Consider the following 23,695-nt stretch of genomic DNA (forward strand, 5'->3'; position numbering starts at 1 on the left):
AAAAATGACAGAAAAAACAAAAGGACACGGATATTTCCGTAAGAAAAAATGGGCTAAAGGTTTAGCATCAGGTATTGCAATTGCAGGTTTTGTTGCCTTCTCTGCAGGTTCAGCATTTGCAGATGAAACAGTGCAACCTGAAAGCAAAAACGACAATAACATTTATGCTACACAAGCTGGTAAAGCAACAGGAAGCCAGTCTGTAGCGATTGATAATGGAGCAGTTACAAAGGCTGCTGAAAAAGCAAAAGAAGCAGGGGTGAGCGTTTCTGAAACTCAGATTGTTGATAAGGGAACAGATACCACTGCTCCAAAACTTGAACAGTCTAAGTCTGAGATTAAACAAGATCAGGACAAGCAAGTCAAGGAACTTGAAGAAACAACTACAAAACAAGTTGAAAACAATACAGCCTTCAAGGAAGCGCAAAAAGCTATTCAAGCTAACAATCAATTTGTAGCTGATGAAAAAGCCAAGCATGAAGGGGAAACAACTGTCACAGTGACGAATGACAGTTCGACTGCTACAGATGGTTCAGCAGACAAAAACAAGAAAGCTACTCAAACAGCTAAACAGGTCTTGTCAGAGAACCAACAAGCAGTAACAAAATACCAAGATGAAAAATCTAAGTATGATGCTACTGTTGAGCAAGCTGCTACTTTAAACAAAGCGGTAGAAAGCGCATCTGAACAGCTGAAGAAGGAAAACGTTGACGTTAAAGTCATTACACGTACAGTATCTTCAGTTGCAGAAGTAGAAGCATTGAAGAAACAAAATGACCAGGCTATTGCAGCAGCAAAAGGCAAAGTGGAGCTTAACAAAGCCCTAATGGCTGCCTACACAGAGAAGAAGAATGCTAGTGATCAAGTCAACCAAGATGCTGAACGCAAATCAACAGAATTGAAAAACTCTGGTGTACTTCTCAGTTCTAAAACCCAAGAAGTTTCTTCAGCTGATGAAGCTAAGCAAATTGGGAAACAAAACCAACAAGCTTATGACAAGGCTAAGAAAGCACAAGCAGACTGGCAGAAGAAATACAATGAACTTCAATCTAAGACCAACACTGAAGGCTACACTAAAGAAGTTGTCTTACAGGCTCTCAGTCTTGCAACAGCTAATCCAAATGCTAACGTAAAATCTAGTGCTTCTGGCGCTAAAGAATTGACTACAAGCTATGTCGCTTCTTCAAGTGGAAATTCTGGATATGGTCGCATTCTTGATTCTACTAAAGTCTTGAAATATCAGGATGTTGGAAATGGTTGGAAAACAGAAATTGACTATACTGGTTTGAAAGGCTTAACCGTATCAACAGCAGATGGTCAAAAACATGATATTTCTCGTATCCATCGCAAGTTTGAAATTATCAACCAAGGTGAAACTGGTCTAATTGATGTTTATGTCTTGAATGATCCTACTGAAGGTTTTGTCGCTGCACGTAATGATGGTATTGGAACATCTTATGACTATATGCGCTTTAGGGTTACAGATACCTACTACTACAACGTAGATGGAAAAGAAGTGCCCTTTAACGCTTCAGAAAAAACTCCAGCAACGCTTACATATTCATCACTGAACTACAACATGATTGGTTGGGAAGGTGCTGGTGCAGTCAATGGTAAGAACGTCGAAATCAATGGTTCAACCGTTACATATCACAAAAATGACGGATATAACTATGCTGATGATTACAATACAGATGATAAGGTTGGAGTAACATGGGATACTTCTGAATCACCTTACCAATACAAAGGTGCTGCACTTGGCGTCTTTAAAGAAGGAACATCTTTCGTAACAGACTTCACTCAATGGGATGGCTATGCAACGCCAGCAGGACAGACATATTGGTTTGCTTTGAATACTAAGGTTGTAGCACCAGTTGTTGAAGTACCAACTAGTGCAACTATTATTAAAACAACCGTGAAGCCAGTTAAGACTGAACCTGTATCAGCTGAATTGGTTAAAGCGAAGAATCCAGTCAAGCCAACCTTGGCTCTTAAAACTCTTTCTGAAACCAAAAACCAGAAATTGTCTGCAAGCTATCACGGCTACAAATTACAGTTTAAGCCAGTTGTCAGCAAATCTGTATCTGATACAGATAAGACCAATACAAACGGTCAAACAGTAGTTAAAAACGCTACTCAGACCTATACATTGACACATGACAATATCTATGCCAATGTGAAAAAGGGTGATAAGATTACCATCATTGATCCACTCGAAGCTGGCGCGGTTCCTGATGTAGCTATCACAAAAGCAACAGCAGAGAAAGCAGGATGGACTGTTTCATATGATGCAGGAAAGAACACTTATACCTTTACAGCTACCTATCAAGGAAAACGCCTAGATGCCCCGGTGATTACATGGAAACCAATTTATGATAAAGGTTTCTATGACAACACTTATAAAGTGTTAGTGAATAACTATGAAGTTTACTCTAATCCAGTCACAAACTACACACCTGAGCCACCAAAACCAGTCAAAGCTGTTCTGGACCGCTCTGGTAAGGATATCAACAGTGCGACAACATTTGACCGCAACGTGACCTTCCGTTTGATGACAGATTATAGCCCATATACCAAAACTCTTGCCTCAGCACAAGCACGTGGTAAAAAGTTTGCTATCCTGGATGATGTTCAAGATGGTGCATTCTCAGTTTATCAAGGCAATATCAAAATGACTGCTGCAGGACAAGATGTGAAAAATCTTTTTGATATGTATCACGTGCTTTCAGACAAAGGACGTACAGATGCTATCAATAAGATTTTAAAGGAATTGAACTTGAATCCTAAAGGTGAGTTCTATCTCTGGGTAGCAAAAGATTCCAAGAGTTTCTATCAAAACTACGTGAAAGCAAATAAGAATGTTACTGTTGATCTCCCAGCTAAACTCCTGGTTAAAGCAGGGGAGAAAGTCGAGAATGACTTTAAACAAATTGACTTTGGTAATAGTTATCAATCAAACCTTGTGACTGTCTCAGTTCCTGATGTGAAGCCTGAAAAGCATGCGCTTGATAGAACAGGTAAAAAGGTTCTTGATGGCAAAGAAGTTCAATTAGGCGACTATATCCAGTATTTTCTTAACGGTGTTACTGTTCCAGAAAAACATGATACGTTGTACCAATATGACGGTTTGGATAAACTCGATACGAAGCATGATCGCTATACTGGTAATTGGAAAGGTATCATCAAGGGTACAGAATATACAGCCGAAAAAGATCTAACCTTGCCTTACGATGTTATCCTGAAGGATGGCAAAGTGATTAAGGCAGGAGATAAGATTGCCAAAGGTAGCGCTTATGCCTTTACCTTTGAGTTCAATCAAGATACTAATTCAGAGTTCATCAAGAAACTTGTGACTGTTAAGTGGGATGCCAAAGGTGGCCAATGGTCTTATGTTATCAACCAAGACTTCCTAAAATCTCTAGGAGTTAAAGGAACCTTTGATGCAGACTTCTACATCGAGGTTGAGCGTATTGAAGCTGGTGATAAGATTGAGAATACCTTCATCAATATTGTTAATGGACAAGAAATGATTGCGAAGGTAACAACCAACACTCCAGAACCACCAAAACCTGAAGAACCTGGAAAACCAAAACAATCACTGCCAAACACTGGAACAGCAGCAAGCATGCTTCCAACTTGGGGAATGATTTTGGGATTGTTGAGTCTTGCAGGAGCTGGGCTTCGTAAGCATAAAAAATAGAACATCTAGAAATTCCCCCTCATCTATGGTATAATGAAGCCATAAAAAAGAGGGGGAAGAGAGATGAGAAAGGACACGAAAATGGATGCACATGTGACTAGAAGTGGATATAGATACTACACTCCAACTCAAAAAAAATCAGAAGTCACTAAGCCTGAAGAAGAGAAGAAGTGGGAAAAAGGCCTCCGTTGGCTAGGAAAAGCCATCTGGTCAGGAGTAAAGAACCTACCGAGTGTGATTGTGAGAGCTGCCGTTTTGATGGTTGCGACTCCACTCATGTTTCTCCTCTTTATCTTTAATCTGATTAAGAGCTTGATTGCGACAGCAATTGGTTGGTTTGTGTTTAAGGTTATAGTTGCGTTTCTTGTTCTGTGTTATTGGGCATTTTTAACAAAAGAAGGAACAGCTCCAGCAAGTGTTGAACTTTGGTTTAAAAATTGGATAATGCCTGAAGGTGTTCCAATCTATCACTGGTGGGAAACGACTATTATCGTTGTCTTAGCTGTAATTACAGCCCTCTCTCTAACCTTTCGTCCAACGGATGAAACATAGTATTGAATAAACAATGTAGGTGCTAAGGAATTTTCTTAGTACCTTTTTTATAAAAAGAAAGCGAGAAAAAAATAATGGATGCAGTTGTAGATTTTATTAACAAAATTGGAAATATCGGTGGGATTATCGGTATTGGTTGGGCCGCTTGGGGTGCCTGGGACTTAGCAGTAGGAATCAAACGTGAATTGGATGACAAGAAGGATAAAGGAATCCAAAGTTTGATTTTAGGCGCTCTTCTTGGTGCCGTCCTAAAAGCACTTTTTACAGCTTTAGCAACAGGTCTTCAATCTCTTGGTTAGGATGAAGAAGAAAGAGGAGGTGGTTTTATGAACCAATCCACACTTGATCAACTAACCATGAGTCTGAAAGACTATAATGAGACAGCTTATCAGCTGATGGAGACAGTTTCAGGTTCGATGGAGAAGGTGGCAATTTTGCTTCTTCTCCTTTTTATGGGGATCAACCTCATGAATTGGCACCAACAACTTAAAAGCAATGGTGGGGAGCTGTCTTTTCAGCTTTGGATTGAAGAAATCCTCAAGTATGCTATTGCACTCTTTTTTATCCTCTATGTGGATGCGATTTTTGATGCCTTATCTTGGTTATTCAATGTTATTATCAAATTAGTGGCTAAAAATGCCACAAATCCATTCAGTTCAGAACTACCAGACTTAAAGGGGGTTAATGCCATTGCAAAAGCTATGCTCCAGTTTATTTATTGGGTTGTTGATTTTGTTGGTCAGATATCAACTAAGTTGTTGATCCTGTTACGCTCTTTTACCCTTTACACGTATAAGGGAATCGCTAAAATTATTGTCGCTTGTTACATGGTGGATAGCTTACGCCCAATCTGTCTCGGTTTCTTTAAGCTCTATGCTGCTGCTGTCCTTCAGGGATTGATTTTAGTGGTTGTGATCATGCTTTATCCAGCTATTGTAACCAATGATCTCTTGACAGTTGATAAGACTGGAGCCTGGACAAGTGCTTTAATTGCGATAGCTAAAGGAATTATATACATTGTCATGCTATTTGGCAGCCAACGCATGGCCAAGAATATCATGCAGGTGAACTAGGAAGGAATTTGCTAAAAAGGTACTGAAGAAAGGAACAGAATGACACGTTTAGGCAGTGAATTTTTAAAGGCTTTAGATAGCTACGAAAGGCCAGTTATAGGGTATATGACACTGAGACAGTTAGTGCTACTATTTGGGATAGCATTGACAGTAGTTGTCACTACCATCCTCTATTGGCTGAAGGCACCTGATATAATCCTTTATGGCGTTGATATTTTATTATTAGCGCCTTTTGTTATTTTCGGGTGTTATATTGATGAAAAAATTAAAGATGAGGTTCGTTTCCTTTTGACTAAGCAGGAACGCTCTTATCAGACAGATTATGACAGAAAGGAATATACAAGAAATGAATTTATTCGGCCGAAAGAAAACCCCGAAACTCTCTAAGGAAGAACGGGAACGGGCCAAACGTCTAAGACGTACCATGACGGCATCTACACAGAATAGTCTTAATTATCAATGGTTGATGCCTGATGGGCTCATGAAAATTACAAATGATCAATTCTCAAAGACCTATCGTCTAGGTGATACAAGCTATATTACTGCAACAGATGATGAGCGAATTGATATCATTGAAACAAGCGCTGATATTTTTAATTCGCTGGATATTGACAATGATATGCAGCTATTGATCCTAAATCGTAGGGTAGAAAGCAATAGCTTATCTTCTATTCGCTATGATTTGGTTGGAGACGGATATGATGATTATCGTAAAGAATACAATGCGATGATCAATGATCGTTTTTCTCAGGAACAAAATACTTTCAAGGTGGAAAAATATCTGACGATTACTACCCAAACAGACCAGGATCATCAAGCTAGAAGAATCCTTGATGATACAGCCAGCGTTATTGAAAGTCAATACAGTGGCTTAGGAATCTCCTTTAAGGAGTTAGAGGGATTAGATCGTCTTCTTATCTTCCGAAAACTCTTGAGGCGAGAAGGTTTTATTGATTTTAACTATGAAGACATCGCTATTTCTGGATTATCTACCAGGGACTTTGTAGCTCCAAACTATCTGAAGTTTGAAAAAGATCATATGAAAATTGATGATTGTTTCGCAAGGGTGATGTATGTTAGACAATATCCTACCTTCTTGAATGACAAACTGATTAAGAATATTCTGGATACAGGAATTGAACTGGCTATCAGTCTGCATGCGAAGCCCTATGATACTGCAGATGCCCTGAAGAAAATCAAGACAGTTAAGTCAAGTGTACGTAGGGAAATGATCAAAAGTCAGAAGGCTGCAGCAAAAGAAGGTTATGGAAGTGACCTGGCTGTTGGTGGGAAGGCTGTGGAGACATCTCGTGAAACAGAGAAATGGACTGAAGAACTCCAGGACAATGACCAAAAAATGTTTTCAGGTGTGATGACGATTTTCTTCATGGCTGACAGTCTGGAGGAGTTGAATATCTACACTGAGCAGGTTCAACGATCTGTCCGTAAGAATACGGTAGAACTGGATAAGTGTTACTTGTACCAGGAAGAATCCTTGAATACGATTCTACCGATTGGGATTCCATTTATCAACGTAAAACGCCGTTTTATGAGGGATATGACTACCAGTAACTTGGCCACACAAGTCCCATTTACCAACGTAGATCTTCGATCTAACAGTCCACGTGCAATTTATTATGGCCAGAATCAGCTATCTAAGAACGCTATCACAGTTGACCGTAAGAAAGACTTGAATACAGGTTCAGGTTGTATCTTTGGAACGTCAGGATCAGGGAAGTCTGTTCTTGCTAAAGGTGGAGAGATAATTCCTACAACTCTACGTTACCCTGAAGATAATATTATTATCGTCGATCCTGAAGATGAGTACACTGGTATTGGCCGAGAATTAGGTGCAGAAATCATCACAATCGCTCCTGGATCGCAACATCATTTTAACTTGTTGGATCTTCCTGATAAGGATAAACTGCAGGCAGAAGATAGTGACCCGATTGGCCAAAAATCAAACCTCTTATCAACCCTGTTTGAAAATATATTTTCTGAGGTATCAGACGATGAATTTGCGATGATTGACCGTGTAACGAGAAAGACCTATGAAGAATTGGAAAAACCAACATTTAAGGATTGGCAATCAGTTTTAGAACGACAACCTGAAGATGTGGCCAAGGAGTTGGCGCTGAAGGCTGAACCTTATACGGTTGGATCAAATGATATTTTCGCACATCCTACAAACGTCAATATGAATAGTCGCTTTATTATCTTCAATCTGAAGCAGTTGAGTGGTAAATTGAAGCCATTTGCCCTCCTGGTGATTCAGGACTTCATCTGGAACCAGGTAGTCAATAATCAAGGAAAAGCTATTACATGGTTGTACTTTGATGAGTTGCAGCTATACTTCAAAAATAAACTGCAAGCAACCTTCTTTACAGAGCTATACTCACGTATTCGTAAGTACGGGGCTATTCCAACAGGGATTACCCAGAACCCAGAGACTGTTTTATCTACAGAAGAAGGCAGAAAACTAGTCGCAAACTGTGAGTTTCTAGCCCTCCTGAAGCTGAAGCGGACAGACCTAGATGCCCTGGAGCAGGTAATTCCTCTTACACCTTCACTGGAGCGATTTGTTTTGCGACCAAAATCAAAAGGTACTGGTTTGATCGTGGCTGGAGATACGATTGTTCCATTTGAAAATCCTATCCCTAAAGATACCAAGCTGTATCAATTGGTTGCGACAGATAGTTAAAAAATAGAAAGAGAGGTGATTTCTTTTGTTTGAAAGTGATCCCAATCAATTAAAACAGGAGCGTAAGCGGAGAATCAAAGAAGGAATAGCCCTCAATGCTGAAAAAAAGCCTAAAGAAGCACGTTTAGACTCAAAAGTTGCATTTAAAGAAGCTAAGAAGAATTATCGCTTAGCGAACAAAGATTATAAACTACACAAAGGACCTCAAGCAACAGCTAGAGGTCTTTTCTTTAAGCAACAACGTGATCGAGCAAAGTTGGAAAAACAAATTGCAACAACGCTCTATAAACGATCTAAAAAAGCTGATGACAGTTATATCCCTAACCGCCTGAAGAAACGTGCAAAACAAAGTGCTCGTATGAAAGTGAGACACGACGTTGAGAAGACAGTCAGAGATAATGAGATTCTTGGAGACTGGGTTCAGGCGAGGCAAAACATTCGTCAATTTAAGTACCAGGTAAACGCCTCTAAAAGAGCGTTAAATGCTGTAGGAAAATTATCCAAGTATTCAATCAAGCACAGCTATGGACAGCTCAATAGAAGCTATAATTTCATCAGAGGGCGAGGGTATACTCGAACACCAAAAGAGTTCTCCTGGGAAGGAAAACTCAGCAAAAAGATGAAACAAACTAGGAATCGTATAGCTCGTTCAAAATTTGGGAAAGTATCAAGAGGTACAGGGAAGGTTTTGAAGGTTGTGACAAAGCCCCTGCGTTCCATCTTATCCAATCCTTTAGCTGTCAAGTCCTATTTCTTAATGTTCCTCATCTTTGCAGTATTTGGGGCATTTATGGCCATGTTTGGAGGAAGTGGTCCTGTCCAACAAAATGAATTTGACCTGAACAAGTCCTGGCTGCAAATTAGTAAACGAGATCGAGAGAAGTCAAATGATAAGGTAGACTATTGGACAAACATCGATGACATGATCTTTTTCATGAACTTTCGCTACGGTAGTGAGTGGAAACCAGAAAGTAACTGGAATGAGGGGACTGGTGGTGAATGGGCTGGGATATTAGGTTTCAATCACTATTCAGATGCCTTGAATGATCTTTGGAATCATTTGAATGATGACCCTCACAACTTGAAAAAGATGGCTGACTTATATGGCCCCTCGTCAGATCTCAAGTGGACTAAGTTGAGTGATAGCGAGTTAGAAGAGTATAAAGAGCTAGAGGAGTTGACTAAAGAAGTTGGTCGATACCCCTCTTATCAAGAACTAGCTAATCCCTTTTACCAGGAAGACGACCCTTCTTATCAAGCTCCTTTAGTTATCCTGAAGCGGTTTGGTTATACCTCTAAGAGTGAAATCTATGAGAAAACACAACTAAAAGCTTCAACAGGACAAGCTCTAAGAGCTCCTATTGACGGTCAAGTCAGTGTGACAGATGATACTACTGTATCCATCAAAACAGATAAAGCCATCTTTACTTATGAAGAGGTAGGAAATATCCGTGTTTCTGACGGTGATCAGGTCAAAACTGGAGACGAGGTTGGGAAGGTAACGGCAAATGGTTACCAGGTCATTCAGTATCAAAAACTGGAGGAAAAAGAGACAAAGGATAAGAAAGAAAAGTGGACATCAGTCAATCCAGGCTTTTACTTTCAATCTGTCACGTACAATCAGACAACCTCAGTCATTACTACACTTGATGGTGATTTAGGACAAAAATCACGAGCGATAAAAGACTACTTGAAGCAAAAGGTACCAGGGCTGACAGATAATGGTTTGGCAGCCATGCTTGGAAACTTTGCAACTGAAAGTAATATCAATCCTAAACGTGCTGAAGGAGATTATCTTAGCCCACCAGTAGGGGCTGATTCTTCTTCCTGGGATGATGAGTCCTGGTTATCTATAGCGGGACCTGCTATCTATGATGGTGGGTATCCAAATATTCTTCATCGAGGTTTAGGATTAGGTCAGTGGACAGATACAGCAGATGGTTCTACTAGGCATACTCTATTATTGAATTATGCAAAATCAAAAGATAAAAAGTGGTACGATTTAGAACTGCAGTTAGATTTTATGTTGGAGGGGGATACTCCTTACTATATCACTGAATTGACATCGATTCTAACTAGCACAGAAGACGTGGAGACACTTACAGAGCGTTTCCTGGTTAACTGGGAAGGGAACTCTGGAGATAAGGTCCTAGAGCGCCAAAATAACGCTAAACAAATCCATGCCTTTCTTACTCAACAAGTTCGAGGAGGTGGAGCGTTAGCATCTTCCTGGAATTTCCCTGCCGAGTATCAGTCAAAAGTGGAGCACCCTCCTACACAAGCTTCTATGACTACACAACAAGGAAGCGGTTATGAAGTGGGACAATGTACTTGGTATGCCTATAATCGTTTAGTTGAACTAGGAACGATTACAGACTTATCAGGAGCTTATGGTTACCTTGGTAATGGTCAGGATTGGGTGGCAAACCTAGTTGCAAAAGGATGGCGGTATAGTACAACTCCAACAAAAGGAGCTGTTGTATCAGTAGTAGGTGGATTTGGTGGGACACCAGATGTATACGGCCATGTTGCGATTGTGGAAGCTGTGAATCCAGACGGTTCATTCCTCGTTTCAGAATGTAATATCCAAGGAGTACAGGATAAAGTACATTTTTCTGTCCTATATCCAGCTTACTACTATTCGTTTGCAACACCGAATTAAAAAAGAAAGAAGGTAAATCATGAAAATGATAGATATGGAGAAATTGAAACTCCTGAAAATAGGAGGAATCCTTATAGGAGTTGTGCTAGTTCTAGGATTCGTATTCTGGATTGGAGCAGCAACCTCAGCCCAAAATAAAGCTAAACAGGAAGCTGAAACAACGCAACAAGAAACTAAAGCAGAGGGAAGCGAACTAACGCAAGAATATGTAAAGGAATTTTTGACGGCTTACTTCAATAAGCAGGATCTTGGAGAAAATAGAAACCGCTATTTGCCCTATATGACAGAAGCTGCTTACAATCAGGAAGTGAACTCTGAAGAAGAACCAACGGTACAAACCTATAAGGGCTATGTAGTGGATACACAGATGAAGTCTTCTACCATCTACATCGATCAAGAAAATAATGTCGCCCTAGCTCAAGTGAGATACACTCAGACACAGTTACAGAAGAAGTATGATTATACTAACGCCCAAACAAACGTAGGATCTTCAAGAACCATACGGATTCGCTTCAGCAAGCAAGATGGAAAATACCTAGTAAATCATATTGACCCCATTTTGATTGTGGACAGCTTGAACGCCAGCGAAAAGGCGAGTATTCCATCATTAAACAAACCAATTACAGAAGGGAAAAAGGAACAATGACAAAATTAGAAACTTTGGAAAAACAAAAACAGAAAGCGGAAGACCGCTTAGCTGACTATATGAAAAAGGCCAAGAAGGAAGAAGAGAAACTGCAGCAGCTAGAAACTCAAATCATTCTGGTCAAACATGAGGAACGGTCAAACTACTTGGCCGAACATAATTTAACCTGGGCTGATATTGAAACAGCTCTTGCTGAAGGAAAATTGAAAGGAGCTGAAAAACATGTACCGTTTAACCAATCTGACACAAAACACGACCACAACGTATAAGAATCGAGACCTTGTTTATCAAGCCCTGGAGCGAGAAAATGCCAAGGTTAAGCATCAGGGGGCAGAGGCTGTTTTATTAGTAGAGGAACTGGATAAAAAGAATGTAGTCATCTACCAAGAAGATATCTATTTGCCGTTTGAGGGAATCGCAGATAGCCTCTTCCTGAAGCCTGGTACGTTGAATAAACAGGAGGCTGCACCAAAAGAAGCAAAAACCTCTTTCTTTAAGCGCCAGCCAAAAACAAAACATCAAGAGAAGACTCCTGAAGAAAAAGCTGAAGCCTCTTCCTTGAAACATGAAACTCCCAAACCTCGAACCTCTTCTAAACGCTCTTTTTGGGTGTATTTAGGAAGAGTTTTGGTGTTATTGAGTCTAGTAGGAAGTCTGACACTTGCTGGCTTATCACTTACGCTAGTTTACCATCAAGAAAAGCAATTCTCGGCCGTATCCAAGGAACTTTCAAATCTAAAAACCATTCAGTCAAAAACAGGGGAACTAGATGCCTTTTCACGTTACTTTTTGCCAGCCCTTTACTCTGATAAAGGGAAAATGGCTGATTTCGTAGCTCCTCAATTAACGATAGATAGACAAGCAGGTCAACTGCAGTCTGTGATTTTGGAATCTAGCTTGATTGTTGATGAAGCAACTTATCAGCTAACCTATGTAGTAGCCGTGAAAGACGGTGAGAACAGAAGTCAGAAACGCTTGGTAGTTACTGTAAAGGAAGAACCTTCAGCACCTTACGGATTCCAGGTTATTGCTAATCCAGAACTGTCCAATTATCCAAAATAAAGGAGGTCTTACATGGATCAAGAAAAAGTCAGTCATTCTCTGGCGTTAAAAGGAAAAGTTACTCTGGAGATGACGATACAAGCTCTGTATGCCCTCGCAAAAGCCCACTATGACAAGAAACAACATAAGGCAGCAAATCGAACTTTTGAAGGGGAGACACGTTTTAATGACTTTATGGCCACAAAATCAAAAAAAGATGTTGAGAAGTTATTAAATAGTGAAGTTCACTTGGCTAAGTTGAAGCATTACCTGGAGGAGTATAAGGTAGGTTTTACTTATCATCAAAAAGATGATACAACCTATCTCTTCTTTGAAACAAAAAATCGCACCTTGGTAGAAAAGGCTCTCAAAGAGATGTTAGCAGACATCACGAAAAGTCCAGAAAAATTGGAAGAGTTTGCGAAAAAGGTTCTGAAGAAGCCACATGAAATGACTCCTGAAGAGAAAATCAACTACTATAAAACAAATAAGGTCTATAAGGGAATGATGCCTGTAGTTACGAAGGATATTGGTAAGGAGAAAGCACGATGATTAGAAAACCTATATGGCCCTATCTGGTGGTGGGGCTATTTTCATTTGTTATTTTCCAGTCCTTTTACCATTACTACCAACTTTCGACTGCAGCAGTACCTTTTATGGGAATGTTGCGGCTTCGTTGGTTGCTAGAACACTGGGAACGCTTCTCTTTTGGTGTTTTCTTTGATTCAGGAGCCTTATATGCTGGGTTGATCGGATTCGGTCTCCCAATGCTTGTCTATGCTTCTATGGATAAGAATTTATATCGCCAAGGAGAAGAACAAGGTAGTGCTCGTTTTGCGACTTTGAAGGAAATGAGACGGTTTGAAGACGTTGATTTTGAGAAGAATATGATTTTTTCAAAACAGGTAAAAATGGGCCTATTTAATTTTCGCTTAGCCTACAATGTCCAGCTCAATAAAAATGTGATTGTCATTGGTCTTCCAGGAGACGGTAAAACCTTTACTTTTGTATTGCCAAATTTAATGCAGATGAACTCAAACTTTGTTGTGACAGATCCAAAAGGAAACCTGGTACACGAAGTTGGGAAGATGCTTGAAAAAGCTGGCTTTGCTGTTAAAATCTTTGATTTGATTCGGCTCAAGAATTCAGATCGTTTTAATCCTTTTCATTACATGAAGTCTGAGCTAGATATTGATCGTATCTCTGAAGCAATTACTGAGGGAACGAAGAAGAGTGAGCATACTGGAGAAGACTTCTGGGTTCAAGCAGAGTTGATGCTGCAACGTGCATTGATTGGTTATCTCTATTTTGACTCGAAGGATCCTGAAACTGGAGTCCAGTTATACATGCCAAACTTGGGTCACGTTGCGGATCTATTAAGAAATATGTATCGAGAGGATCCAGATGTACCAAGTCCTGTAGAGCAGATGTTTGAGGAACTGAACGAACATCAACCTAACAACTATGCTTATAAACAGTGGAAATTATTCCAAAACTTCAGAGGTGAGACAAGAAACAGTGTGGTAGCGATTTTGTCTTCTCGCTATTCTATCTTTGACCATGAAGATGTACGAAACTTGATCAGTGAAGATACCATGGAAATGGATACCTGGAATACGAAAAAGACAGCTGTTTTTATTGCTATTCCTGAAACCAATAACGCCTTTAATTTTCTTTCCTCAATCTTGTTTGCGATTGGTTTTGAGGTTCTTACACATAAGGCTGATGATATCTTGCAAGGGAAAGTACCTGGCTACAGTAGAAAAAATCTTCGCCACATTCAGTTTATCTTCGATGAGTTTGCACAAATTGGCCGTATTCCAAACTTCGCCCAGGTCCTCTCTTCTATTCGTAGTCGTGAGATGTCTATTAAGATTATCATCCAAGCTGTCAATCAGCTAGAATCACTTTATAAAAGTGATTGGAAGACCATCTTTAATAACTGTGCTACTCACCTATTTTTAGGGACAAATGACAAGGATACGATGGAATACTATTCTACAAGGTCAGGTAAGCAGACTATACGTACTAGATCCACCTCAAAATCGCATAGTTATCGTAATGGATCATCAAGTGAAAATAAACAAATTCAAGGCCGTCCCCTTCTAACTCCAGATGAAGTCGCAAGAATTGGGGTAGAAGAAGGATTGGTCTTTATTTCTAAACAAAATGTCTTCAGAGATAAAAAAGCAAGTGTCTATGATCATCCTAGAAAAGATGAGATTGCAAGTTCTCCTGAAGACAAAGAAAACTGGTACGAATACACTCGAAAAGGAACAGACATCGACGGCTTGCTTTTATATGCCAACGATTTGACTCCGCAGCTAAAAGAGTTATTCGTGGCCTAACATACAGAAAGGATAGTAGGATGGAAACACCTAAAACACAATTAGGATACCTGGAGAGTATCTCGCAGGTTCTAGCATTAAAGCTAGAAAATTTAGCCACAGAACGTTATGCTATTTGGCAGCTATTCCAACAGGCAGATGAGGGGACTTTTTATCAGTTAGCCCCTCATCTTTTTGTGACAACGAGTCAGGAAGATCCAATAGTTGTTAGTGAACTAGATGCAACTCCTGAAGGTTATCTTTTATTCAAGGAATTGGTCGAGGAGGAAATAGGATGGTTTTAACAAAAGCACTGGCAAAATCGCTGGATATTTTAGAAGTAGCTCGTAGCCTTGGAATGGAGATGAAGCGAAAGTCGCATCGAGAGTATTATTGGGCCGAGCATGACTCATTTAAGATTGATACTGTGAAGAATACCTGGCATTGGTATTCTCAAAACCTCTTTGGCGATACTATCAATCTCGTACAGCAAATGCAAAATGTCAGCTATAAGGAAGCCATGGTATTCTTAGAGACAGGTTCCTTCCCTGAAGCAAAACCAGTAGAGGAAGAACGTAAACCTTTCAACTATACACTAGCACCTTATGAGCAACCATTTGTGGAGGCGAGAACCTATCTCAAGGAGATTAGAGGTCTCTCTGATGATACAATCGACTTCTTCCTGGAAAAGGGAGTATTAGCCCAAGCTAAACGTAAGGATAAAGATGGTGTTATAGAAGATGTCTTGGTTTTTAAATACTTGGACAGAAATCAGCAACTGGTAGGTGCAAGTCTTCAGGGGCTTGTTCCTGATCAAGAACGCCATCCAGGGAAGGGGTACTTGAAGCAAACCATGTATCAATCAGAGGGTATCAGTGGTTTAAACGTTTCTATAGGCTCTCCTAAGCGTTTAATTGTGGCAGAGGCACCCATTGACCTTATGAGCTATTATGAGCTTCATAAGGACGAATTAAACGATGTTCGACTGGTTGCGATGGAAGGATTGAAAGAGGGAGTTTTGTCTCACTATGTTCTTGAAATGTTACAGGAGCGAGGGGATATTCCTATGGATGAAAGGGATTATACCAAGTCCAGTGAGCTAACACGTACCTCAAGATTCTTATCTGTTGCAGCGGAAACTTCCACACTTTTCCAAGACCACAAATACGATGATCTTATCACGCTGGCAGTTGATCGTGATAAAGCAGGTACAGACTTTATTACTAAATTACAGGAGAAAAATATTCCAGTTGTTGATGCAAGACCACCAAAACGTGAGGGCCAGGAGAAGACGGACTGGAATGAGATCCTGAAGCAGGAAAAACAACTGGAGCAAACGGAGGAAATTCAAGCATCAAATCACTTTCCTGATACCAGCCACCTCTCTCCTGAAGATGCAACATGGTTGAAGGAGAACTGGAATAATATTTCTTTTTCTGTTCAGTCGAATAGACCCTCTGAAACAGATCTGACCACGGAAGAAAAACATATTCCAGACAATCAAGAGTTTATTGCCAATACAGAGGAGAATGCTGGAAGAACGATGAGCTATGAAGAGGTGAAACGGGAAAATGAAGCATTAACTAAGGAATTAAATAATCGGATTCAATCTGGAGAATTATCAATCGAATTTGCACCAGATTTCTATCTGTATGATGTCTTTGCAAAGTTAGGAAATAGCCATCCTACAAAATATCTCAATGATAAACGAATGGAAGTACTGTCTCCTATTCATTCACTTTTAAGCTCTATTGATGACCAAACGGTTGATTTATACAAGAAAAAAGGGACTCCAGAGCAGGATTCCTTGTATCAAGCATTGAAACCTCATCAGAGAGATTTGGGAGTAGATATCTCAACCCAGTTTATTGGTGAACTTGCAATAGCAGCCTACAATAGTAACAAGCAGATAGAAAGCCTTTCAAGTGACAGTTTTGGCGTCTATTTTGGTGAAAGAACCCTTGATAATCTATCACAATCGATTGAGCGAATGCTGGAGTATCCATTGATTGAATCGGGTAAAAGAGACTTTACCTATGGTTTTGTGGTAACTCCAAATACATTGTTCCACTATCTGGAAGGGCAAGAGGGAGAAGTGGTTTTAAATCGTGAATTGTTGGATAACTTAATGTCACGTCTTGATACTCAGCCCATTAAGATAATAGAGGCTTCAGAAGAAAAAGAAAAGTCTCTTGATAATTATCAAGAGACTAACACTGGGGGCGAACTATTGAATCGCAATTCCAGTTCTTTAGGAGTAGAAACTCCAGGGACAGCACCGCAGCCCGTTGAGAAAAATTCTCAACCTGATTTTCCTGCCAATGTTCATTTTCATTTTACCATCGATGAGGATCGAATGTCAAATAAAACCTTCAGAAAAAACATGCGAACGTTAAATTTATACGCAAACGCAATGAGGGACTCAGCTCAATGGTATCTAAGAGAAATGTCAGGGACAAGTATCCACTATGTTTATAAGAATCCAGAAGAAAATCAATTCCAAATTCTAAATGTTAAATTTGACAAGAAAAATTGGATGCACTTAACTGGAGTAACACCTGTATATAATGAGTGGGTAGAACATTTGTCTGAGTCATTCGTTGAAGATGTTGCAGCTGGGAAAGGGCATTTCAAAGATTTAAAATTTACGAATGGAATGTCGGATAAACTAAAAGTTTTGAACTTATTACCTGAGGTGATAGAGTCAGACTCCTTTGTGTTTAACGATCTTTCATCTGTAAAGAAATTTAATAATCTGGATCTTTCAAAAGCAATTAGACCTGAAGATACTGATTTGTTATTGTTATTCAAAGAAAAGGAATTTACTCATGTCCCTGCATCTTTAATGAGAGTGAAGGGGGATTTAAGTAAACAACTGGAAGATATAGATACTGGCACAATTCTCGGTGTCTATAGAGAAAGAGATGGCCAGATTGAACAGCTATCGATTAATGATGAATATGTTAAAGATGGTGGCGAGGAAATGCTATCAGTTTTGAAGAATAAGCAGTATGAAGAAATTTCTAAAGAAATTGAACAATCTACTCCTGAGAACACACTGAATAGCCTACTACTTGATTCGGCTACGTTTACTCAAGTCTTAGATACTGTCTATAATATAGGTGTGCCAGGTGACCTTTCAAAAACTCCAAAAGAATTTCATCAAGCCTGGAATCAGTATCTTGACTATGCGAAGCAACACAATGATAAATTTGATCAGATTGTTGCTGCAGCTGGAGAAGATCATCTCCTAGATACAAATTCAGATTTTTATAAAGAATGGGAACAAGATCATATCTATAAGGAGAACTACCATGTACGTCTTCAATGGGCTGAGGAGCGACCAGATGGGCCTAAATTGCCATTTAAAGAAACCGAGCTGATATCTTATCAAGATTTTGCTAGAGAGCTATACAAGGCCAACCAGAGCTTTTATCAGTTACATCAGGAAGGACTAAAACAAGTGACTGGTGGTCACCCAGAAGGCTACATCTCTCCAACAAAGGTCCAGTTTAGTATCTACGCTCCTGATGGTGAACTGATCCAGGATAGCATTCGTTACAATATCGGTGAGGAGATTAACCCAATCACTCATAAAGAAAGACTTGGAACACGAGAAATGAGGGAGCACCCAGAATTGATGAAGATTGATGGGACCATATTCACTCAGTATCATCTAGAGAGATTGGCAAGTGAGTTAGATATTTCTCAGTTTAGTTACGCTTTGGAAGATACTCCTTACGCAGAAAAACTTTTATCTCAAGTACCTTACGGAATGTTAGAAAATAGTCCGATTGGTTTTTCAGATAGTAGTCATGATAGTCGTCTAGGATTTATTTCTTTTGATGGAATGGATAGTGTTGAGGTCGAAAATCTATCTGCTTGGTTTGAGAAGTTGGGTGTCAAGGACTCACCTATGGAACAAGTAGCTCTTGTAGAAAAATGGCAAAAAGAGATTAAAGATTTATCAGAAAAAGTTGAACAAACCATCAAAAACATTCGAGATGAATTTGAAAAAACACAAGAGGAAGAAATCAAACTAGAAGAACAAGGCCACAACAAACAGGAGTTGAAACGTGATGCGGATGCTGACGGTGTTTCTGATGATGAGGAGTTACTTCAGGGAACGAATCCGTATGATTTTAGATCGAAACCAGGTTCTAAACCAGAGGTCGAGGAGGGACTACAAGCGGAAGAAGTGGTTTTAGCAGCTGGTAGTCTTGCAGTCGCAGATTTTATTCAGAATAAAGATATGGCAGGATTAAGTCGACATCTTAAAGAAGGAATTAAGGAGTTTCTGGATTCAGATAAGTACAAAGACTATCTAACGAAAATGAGCCAACTAAATAATTATTCTAATCGCAACTTACGCTTAATTCTTGCACAAAATCCTGAAGCAAGGCAAGTAGCTTCTTTCAAGCAGTGGAAAGAAAACTTTGACCGCTATGTGAAAAAAGGTGAGAAGGCTTTACGTATTTTTAAACCTATGACGAAGATCAAAAAGGATGAGAATAACCAACCAATATTGGATAAAAATGGGAAACCAGAAACAGTTACATTCTTTGGTTTGGTACCAGTTTTTGATGTTAGTCAGACAGAAGGAAAGGAGATGCCAAAAGCTGCAGAAGTGAAAGAACAGCTGACTGATTTGGACTATGCAAATCTTTACCGTGCCCTAATGGCTATTGCAAAAGAAAATGATGTATCGGTTCGATTTGAAGAGATGGAAAATAATAAACATGGATATTATTCTGTCCCAGAAAATCAAATTGTTTTACGTAGTAATGAGATGAACAAGGCTCAAATTATTAAAACTTTCTTACATGAAATGGCTCATGCAGAGTTGCATCATGCAGATAATCCTCAAAAGGAAAATCTAACTAGAAGCACCGCTGAACTCCAGGCTGAAAGTGTCGCTTATGTCGTTTCTTCATACTATGGTATTGATACGTCAGAGTATTCCTTTAACTATCTATCTGGGTGGTCTGCTGATAAGGAGACACTTGCTGATTTAGAAGCACAGTTGGATATTGTCCAACAAGAAGCTAAAAGTTTAATGGTTCGGATGGATCAAGCATTGGAACAATTAAGATTGAGTCAGGAGAAACAAACGAAGCGTAGTTTTGAACAAAAACTGGAGAAGTTTAAAGATCAGAGTAAGCAGGCCGTCGAAGATCACAAGCAGGAGTTGAAAGCAGATGCACAATCAAAAAAAGAGAAGGGTTTCTCGAAATGACCGAACGGGACACCCCAAATAAACCCAAGGTCAAATTAAAAACAAATCATCATCAAGGAGGACAACACTCATGACTAATGAACAAGAAGAACAACTGATCATCATTCTTTCAGACTTTATTCCAATCATGGATGGAGACAGAGTTCAAGGAGTATCGCCAAATGCTAAAGACTTGACTCGCCAAAAAGTTCTGGAGCAACTAGAGGAAGAACAGTCTCAACTACCTGAAGGAGATCCTGCTCTTTTGGAGTGGGAAGAAGAAAATATTGAGCTACTCAAGATGATTACAGATGAAGAATTTCAAGCTGTACTCACAGAAAAAATCTTACTGACAGAAATACAAATTGGGCAGTCGATTTTCCAGCCTCTAACTGCTCAACAACTTTCTGTCCTAGCTGAAAAGTTACAAGGTCAGAAAGAAAAAAGTGTAGAAAATAGTGATAAGCAATCATCTATTTTCAAAAACATCTTCAGTTGGTTGCGATAAATTGTTAGAGGTTGTACTCCAAAAGATATAGGAAAGGGGCTTGGGGATTTCCCCAAAACTGAGAAAATCAAGAAGGAAAACTACAAGGTTCTCCTTCTCTGATTTTTTTAAATTTCGCAAATGGATATCCATTTGCTACGCTTGCCACAAGGAAGTCAGGGGCTGATGCCTGGTCAGAAAATGCCAGAGACTTTGAGAAAAAGAGGATAAAAAAATAATGCAGAAACGAGAAAATAGAAAACGCTATATACAAAAATTGATACGACTAACACCAGAGGAAGATCGTCAAATTAAAACAGCGATGGCCCAAATGGGAGTTCCATCTTTTCAATACTATGCGAAGAATCAATTGGTGCAAGGAAAGGTGGTACAAATTGATTTCTCTGAATTGAAGGACCTTCGAGTTGCTATCAATCGAGTTGGGACGAACATCAACCAAATTGCCAAGCATGCTAACGAAAATCAAGGGGTTACGACAGAGGAAGTAGCACAAGTTATTGACTATCTATCTGAGTTGAAAGAGATGGTAGCTGCCAAACTTTCTAGCGCAGAGAAGAAAAGTTTACAGGAGCGAAAAGTAAAAACTATAAGGACGTATGACGAATGGTAGTAATCAAAACACCTAAACAAATTAAAACTCCTTCCAATTTAAAAATAGCTGTACGCTATATTCTGAATGAAGCGAAAACTCTTGTATCAGAAACTGCAGAAAGTGATCTTGATTTTCCTCTTGTCTATCATGATGGTGAACTTCAAATGAAGCTAGTATCTGGCAATGGGATCTCTGATTTTAGCGTAGCGGATGAAGAAATGGTCATGACAAAATTGGCTGCAGCCTTTAAAAAAGGAGATGACGACTTGAAAGAATTATCTTCAGGAAAACAAGTATTGGCCCATCACATTATCCAGTCTTTTTCTCCAGATGATAACTTGACTCCTGAGCAGGTTCATGAAATTGGCCGTCAAACGATGTTAGAATTGACAGGTGGAAATTATGAGTTTGTGATCGCAACCCACACGGATAAAGATCATCTTCATAACCATATCATACTTAATACCACCAATACCTCAACGCTCAAGAAATTTCGCTGGGAAAAGAAAACCTTGAAAAATTTGAGGGCAATATCGGACAAGCATGCGGCACGTTATGGCGCTAAAATTATTGAGCCTACAATGAAAAATTCTTATACAAAGTATTCTGCTTGGCGGAGGCAAAATAATTATCGGTTTGAAATCAAGGAACGTCTGGATTTTCTTCTGAAGCATTCTCTGTCGTTGGAAGATTTTAAACAAAAGGCAGCTGCGCTTGATCTTCAGATTGATTTCTCTGGTAAATTTGTGAAGTATAAATTGCTCGATCAGCCCCAACAAAGAAATGTCCGAGATGATACATTATCAAAGAAAGGACTCTATTCTCTTGAAAAAATAAAAGAGAGAATTTCTAAGAATCAGTTAGTTTTTGATGTGGAGGAATTGAAAGAACAATATCAAGAATCAAAAGAAAAAACGGCAAATGATTTTGAATTGAAATTGGAAGTGGAATCCTGGCAGGTCGAGCAAGAAAGCAAGCAAGGCATTTACGTGCAGATGGATATGGGAGCTTTAAATAGTGGTACAATTTTAATACCTTCTCATAAAGTTGATAAAAATGAGGATGGAAATTATACCATCTATATCAAAGAGAAAGACTATTTTTATTTTCTCAATCCTGATCAATCTCAAAAAAATAGGTACATGATGGGCTTGACTGTCGCAAGGCAATTGTCCAAACAAAATGGAGAAACACTTGTAACTAAAAACGCTCAAATTTCCTCTATGCGTGAACTGATTAAGGAATATAATTTCTTAGTCGAGCACGGCGTGACAGATGGAACACAATTTCAACATTTGGAGGAGCGCTTTAATGAAAAGATAGAGGCTACCCAGGAGGAATTAAGACAGCTAGATGAGCGACTTGGACGTTATCATAAAATTGAAGGAGCACTTTTAGCCATCCAGCAATCTCCAGAAAATAGTCTTGCGGCGGTACAACTATTGGATGATTTAGGAGTTCCAAAAGATATGGGATTGGAAGATGTCAGTCAACTGATCAAACAATTCCAAATTGAAAAAGGAGCCTTACAAGAGTTCTTTGACGACACTCTAAAACATTACACAGATTATAGAGATATTAAGGAGCACGTGCGTAGTCGTGAAGAGAAAGTTGACCGACGATTTGAGGATGAAAAGGTCTTGTAGAAGTTTCTGATGTTTTCAATCTAGTCATGATTTCAGTACAGAGAGAACAGTTCTCTTTACATTTGGAAAGAGAACCTTTTCTAGGAATTGCTGGTGAAAAGGAAGGAGAAACTTCATTGCGAAAATAATTATAAATATAATTATAAACATATTGACAAATATAATTATAATGGTATAATAGAAGTATAGAAAAACAGGAGGATATCAAATGAAGATTATCACATTTGCTGCTATTAAGGGCGGTGTTGGGAAAACAACTTTAACATTTAATTATGGGGAATGGCTGGCAAAGAAAGGGCATAAGGTTCTTTTGATTGATCTTGACCATCAGTGCAATTTAACCCAGTGCTATAATATTTACGAGAGCAAGAATACGATTGCTAATGCTTTTAAAGGTGGCGATGTGGATATTAAGCAAGTCAAGAAAAATATCAGTCTAATTCCAGGTTCAGTTCAGCTTGATACAGTGGAACGAGATCTGGAGAACAGCGATAAGAAAAATATGCTACTTTATCTTTGGCTAGAGGATAACTACGAAAAGAAGAAGTTGGATCAGTTTGACTATATCTTGATTGATTGTAGACCAGACTTTGCGACAGCTACTAAAAATGCTGTTGCGGTCAGTCACGCTATTATTAGTCCCTTGACTCCTTCAGAGTTTGGTTATAATGCCAAATTCAATTTATCAACTCGGTTAGAAGCATTCAGGAAGGATGTAATTGACTATCGTACAAGAGAATCATACATTACTGCTGAGTTATATTTCTTAGCAAATATGATCCGACCGAACTATGGATCATCAAGAGAGTTACTGGAAGCTCTGGGACTTGAAGCTAAAGAGAAGGGAACAGACAACCTTCTAGGCATCGTACCAGCAAAAGAGTTATTCAATCATTCCACGATTGATAAGATCTCTATTGCAGATATGAAGGAGAATCCTGAGCTTTATCAAAAACACAAAAAGTTTTTCACTGAGCTGGAGCAGACTTTTTCAAAAATTTATGATACAATATAATTATATTTATAAACACA

At 39.2% G+C, this 23,695-nt stretch carries 18 protein-coding genes; all 18 read left to right on the forward strand.

Features of this window, described 5'->3' with window-relative positions; genetic code table 11:
- The first annotated feature begins 4 nt into the window (after positions 1 to 4).
- Positions 5 to 3,700 (forward strand): SspB-related isopeptide-forming adhesin, encoded by a 3,696-nt coding sequence (locus SORDD25_RS00670; protein ID WP_061852241.1) that lies wholly within the window; start codon positions 5 to 7, stop codon positions 3,698 to 3,700.
- Between the two features lie 63 nt (positions 3,701 to 3,763).
- Positions 3,764 to 4,252, forward strand: coding sequence for a hypothetical protein (locus SORDD25_RS00675; RefSeq protein WP_061852242.1), 489 nt, complete (start codon positions 3,764 to 3,766; stop codon positions 4,250 to 4,252).
- A gap of 74 nt (positions 4,253 to 4,326) precedes the next feature.
- Positions 4,327 to 4,551, forward strand: a complete 225-nt coding sequence (locus tag SORDD25_RS00680; protein WP_000340303.1) for a hypothetical protein — start codon at positions 4,327 to 4,329, stop codon at positions 4,549 to 4,551.
- Between the two features lie 27 nt (positions 4,552 to 4,578).
- Positions 4,579 to 5,325, forward strand: coding sequence for a hypothetical protein (locus tag SORDD25_RS00685; RefSeq protein ID WP_061407920.1), 747 nt, complete (start codon positions 4,579 to 4,581; stop codon positions 5,323 to 5,325).
- A gap of 39 nt (positions 5,326 to 5,364) precedes the next feature.
- Positions 5,365 to 5,712 carry a PrgI family mobile element protein gene (locus SORDD25_RS00690; protein ID WP_000197454.1) on the forward strand — a complete coding sequence of 116 codons (348 nt, stop codon included), beginning with the start codon at positions 5,365 to 5,367 and terminating at the stop codon, positions 5,710 to 5,712.
- Positions 5,672 to 8,026 carry a VirB4-like conjugal transfer ATPase, CD1110 family gene (locus tag SORDD25_RS00695; protein WP_061852243.1) on the forward strand — a complete coding sequence of 785 codons (2,355 nt, stop codon included), beginning with the start codon at positions 5,672 to 5,674 and terminating at the stop codon, positions 8,024 to 8,026. The genes SORDD25_RS00690 and SORDD25_RS00695 overlap by 41 nt, the downstream gene beginning before the upstream one ends.
- Before the next feature lie 25 nt (positions 8,027 to 8,051).
- On the forward strand, positions 8,052 to 10,688 hold the full coding sequence (locus SORDD25_RS00700; RefSeq protein ID WP_061852244.1) for a phage tail tip lysozyme: 2,637 nt from the start codon (positions 8,052 to 8,054) through the stop codon (positions 10,686 to 10,688).
- A gap of 19 nt (positions 10,689 to 10,707) precedes the next feature.
- The gene (locus SORDD25_RS00705; protein ID WP_061852245.1) at positions 10,708 to 11,334 is read left to right on the forward strand and encodes a hypothetical protein; all 627 of its coding nucleotides are present in this window, start codon (positions 10,708 to 10,710) and stop codon (positions 11,332 to 11,334) included.
- Positions 11,331 to 11,603 (forward strand): hypothetical protein, encoded by a 273-nt coding sequence (locus tag SORDD25_RS00710; protein ID WP_061852246.1) that lies wholly within the window; start codon positions 11,331 to 11,333, stop codon positions 11,601 to 11,603. Before SORDD25_RS00705 ends, SORDD25_RS00710 begins: the two co-directional genes overlap by 4 nt.
- Positions 11,557 to 12,396 (forward strand): hypothetical protein, encoded by an 840-nt coding sequence (locus tag SORDD25_RS00715; RefSeq protein ID WP_061852247.1) that lies wholly within the window; start codon positions 11,557 to 11,559, stop codon positions 12,394 to 12,396. Before SORDD25_RS00710 ends, SORDD25_RS00715 begins: the two co-directional genes overlap by 47 nt.
- A 12-nt stretch (positions 12,397 to 12,408) precedes the next feature.
- Positions 12,409 to 12,927: a hypothetical protein gene (locus SORDD25_RS00720; RefSeq protein WP_061407937.1), complete on the forward strand. Its 519-nt coding sequence runs from the start codon at positions 12,409 to 12,411 to the stop codon at positions 12,925 to 12,927.
- Complete coding sequence (locus SORDD25_RS00725) at positions 12,924 to 14,723, forward strand: VirD4-like conjugal transfer protein, CD1115 family (RefSeq protein ID WP_061587153.1); 1,800 nt, start codon at positions 12,924 to 12,926, stop codon at positions 14,721 to 14,723. The genes SORDD25_RS00720 and SORDD25_RS00725 overlap by 4 nt, the downstream gene beginning before the upstream one ends.
- Positions 14,724 to 14,743: 20 nt before the next feature.
- On the forward strand, positions 14,744 to 15,007 hold the full coding sequence (locus tag SORDD25_RS00730) for a hypothetical protein (protein ID WP_061852248.1): 264 nt from the start codon (positions 14,744 to 14,746) through the stop codon (positions 15,005 to 15,007).
- On the forward strand, positions 14,998 to 19,938 hold the full coding sequence (locus SORDD25_RS00735) for a PBECR4 domain-containing protein (RefSeq protein WP_061852249.1): 4,941 nt from the start codon (positions 14,998 to 15,000) through the stop codon (positions 19,936 to 19,938). Before SORDD25_RS00730 ends, SORDD25_RS00735 begins: the two co-directional genes overlap by 10 nt.
- A 70-nt stretch (positions 19,939 to 20,008) precedes the next feature.
- Positions 20,009 to 20,425, forward strand: coding sequence for a hypothetical protein (locus SORDD25_RS00740; protein ID WP_042768467.1), 417 nt, complete (start codon positions 20,009 to 20,011; stop codon positions 20,423 to 20,425).
- Between the two features lie 217 nt (positions 20,426 to 20,642).
- On the forward strand, positions 20,643 to 21,035 hold the full coding sequence (locus SORDD25_RS00745; protein ID WP_174705266.1) for a plasmid mobilization protein: 393 nt from the start codon (positions 20,643 to 20,645) through the stop codon (positions 21,033 to 21,035).
- Complete coding sequence (locus SORDD25_RS00750; RefSeq protein WP_061852250.1) at positions 21,029 to 22,663, forward strand: relaxase/mobilization nuclease domain-containing protein; 1,635 nt, start codon at positions 21,029 to 21,031, stop codon at positions 22,661 to 22,663. Before SORDD25_RS00745 ends, SORDD25_RS00750 begins: the two co-directional genes overlap by 7 nt.
- A 208-nt stretch (positions 22,664 to 22,871) precedes the next feature.
- Complete coding sequence (locus SORDD25_RS00755; protein ID WP_061852251.1) at positions 22,872 to 23,678, forward strand: ParA family protein; 807 nt, start codon at positions 22,872 to 22,874, stop codon at positions 23,676 to 23,678.
- Positions 23,679 to 23,695: the final 17 nt, after the last annotated feature.

This window comes from Streptococcus oralis (genome assembly GCF_001579525.1).
Lineage (GTDB): Bacteria > Bacillota > Bacilli > Lactobacillales > Streptococcaceae > Streptococcus > Streptococcus oralis_M.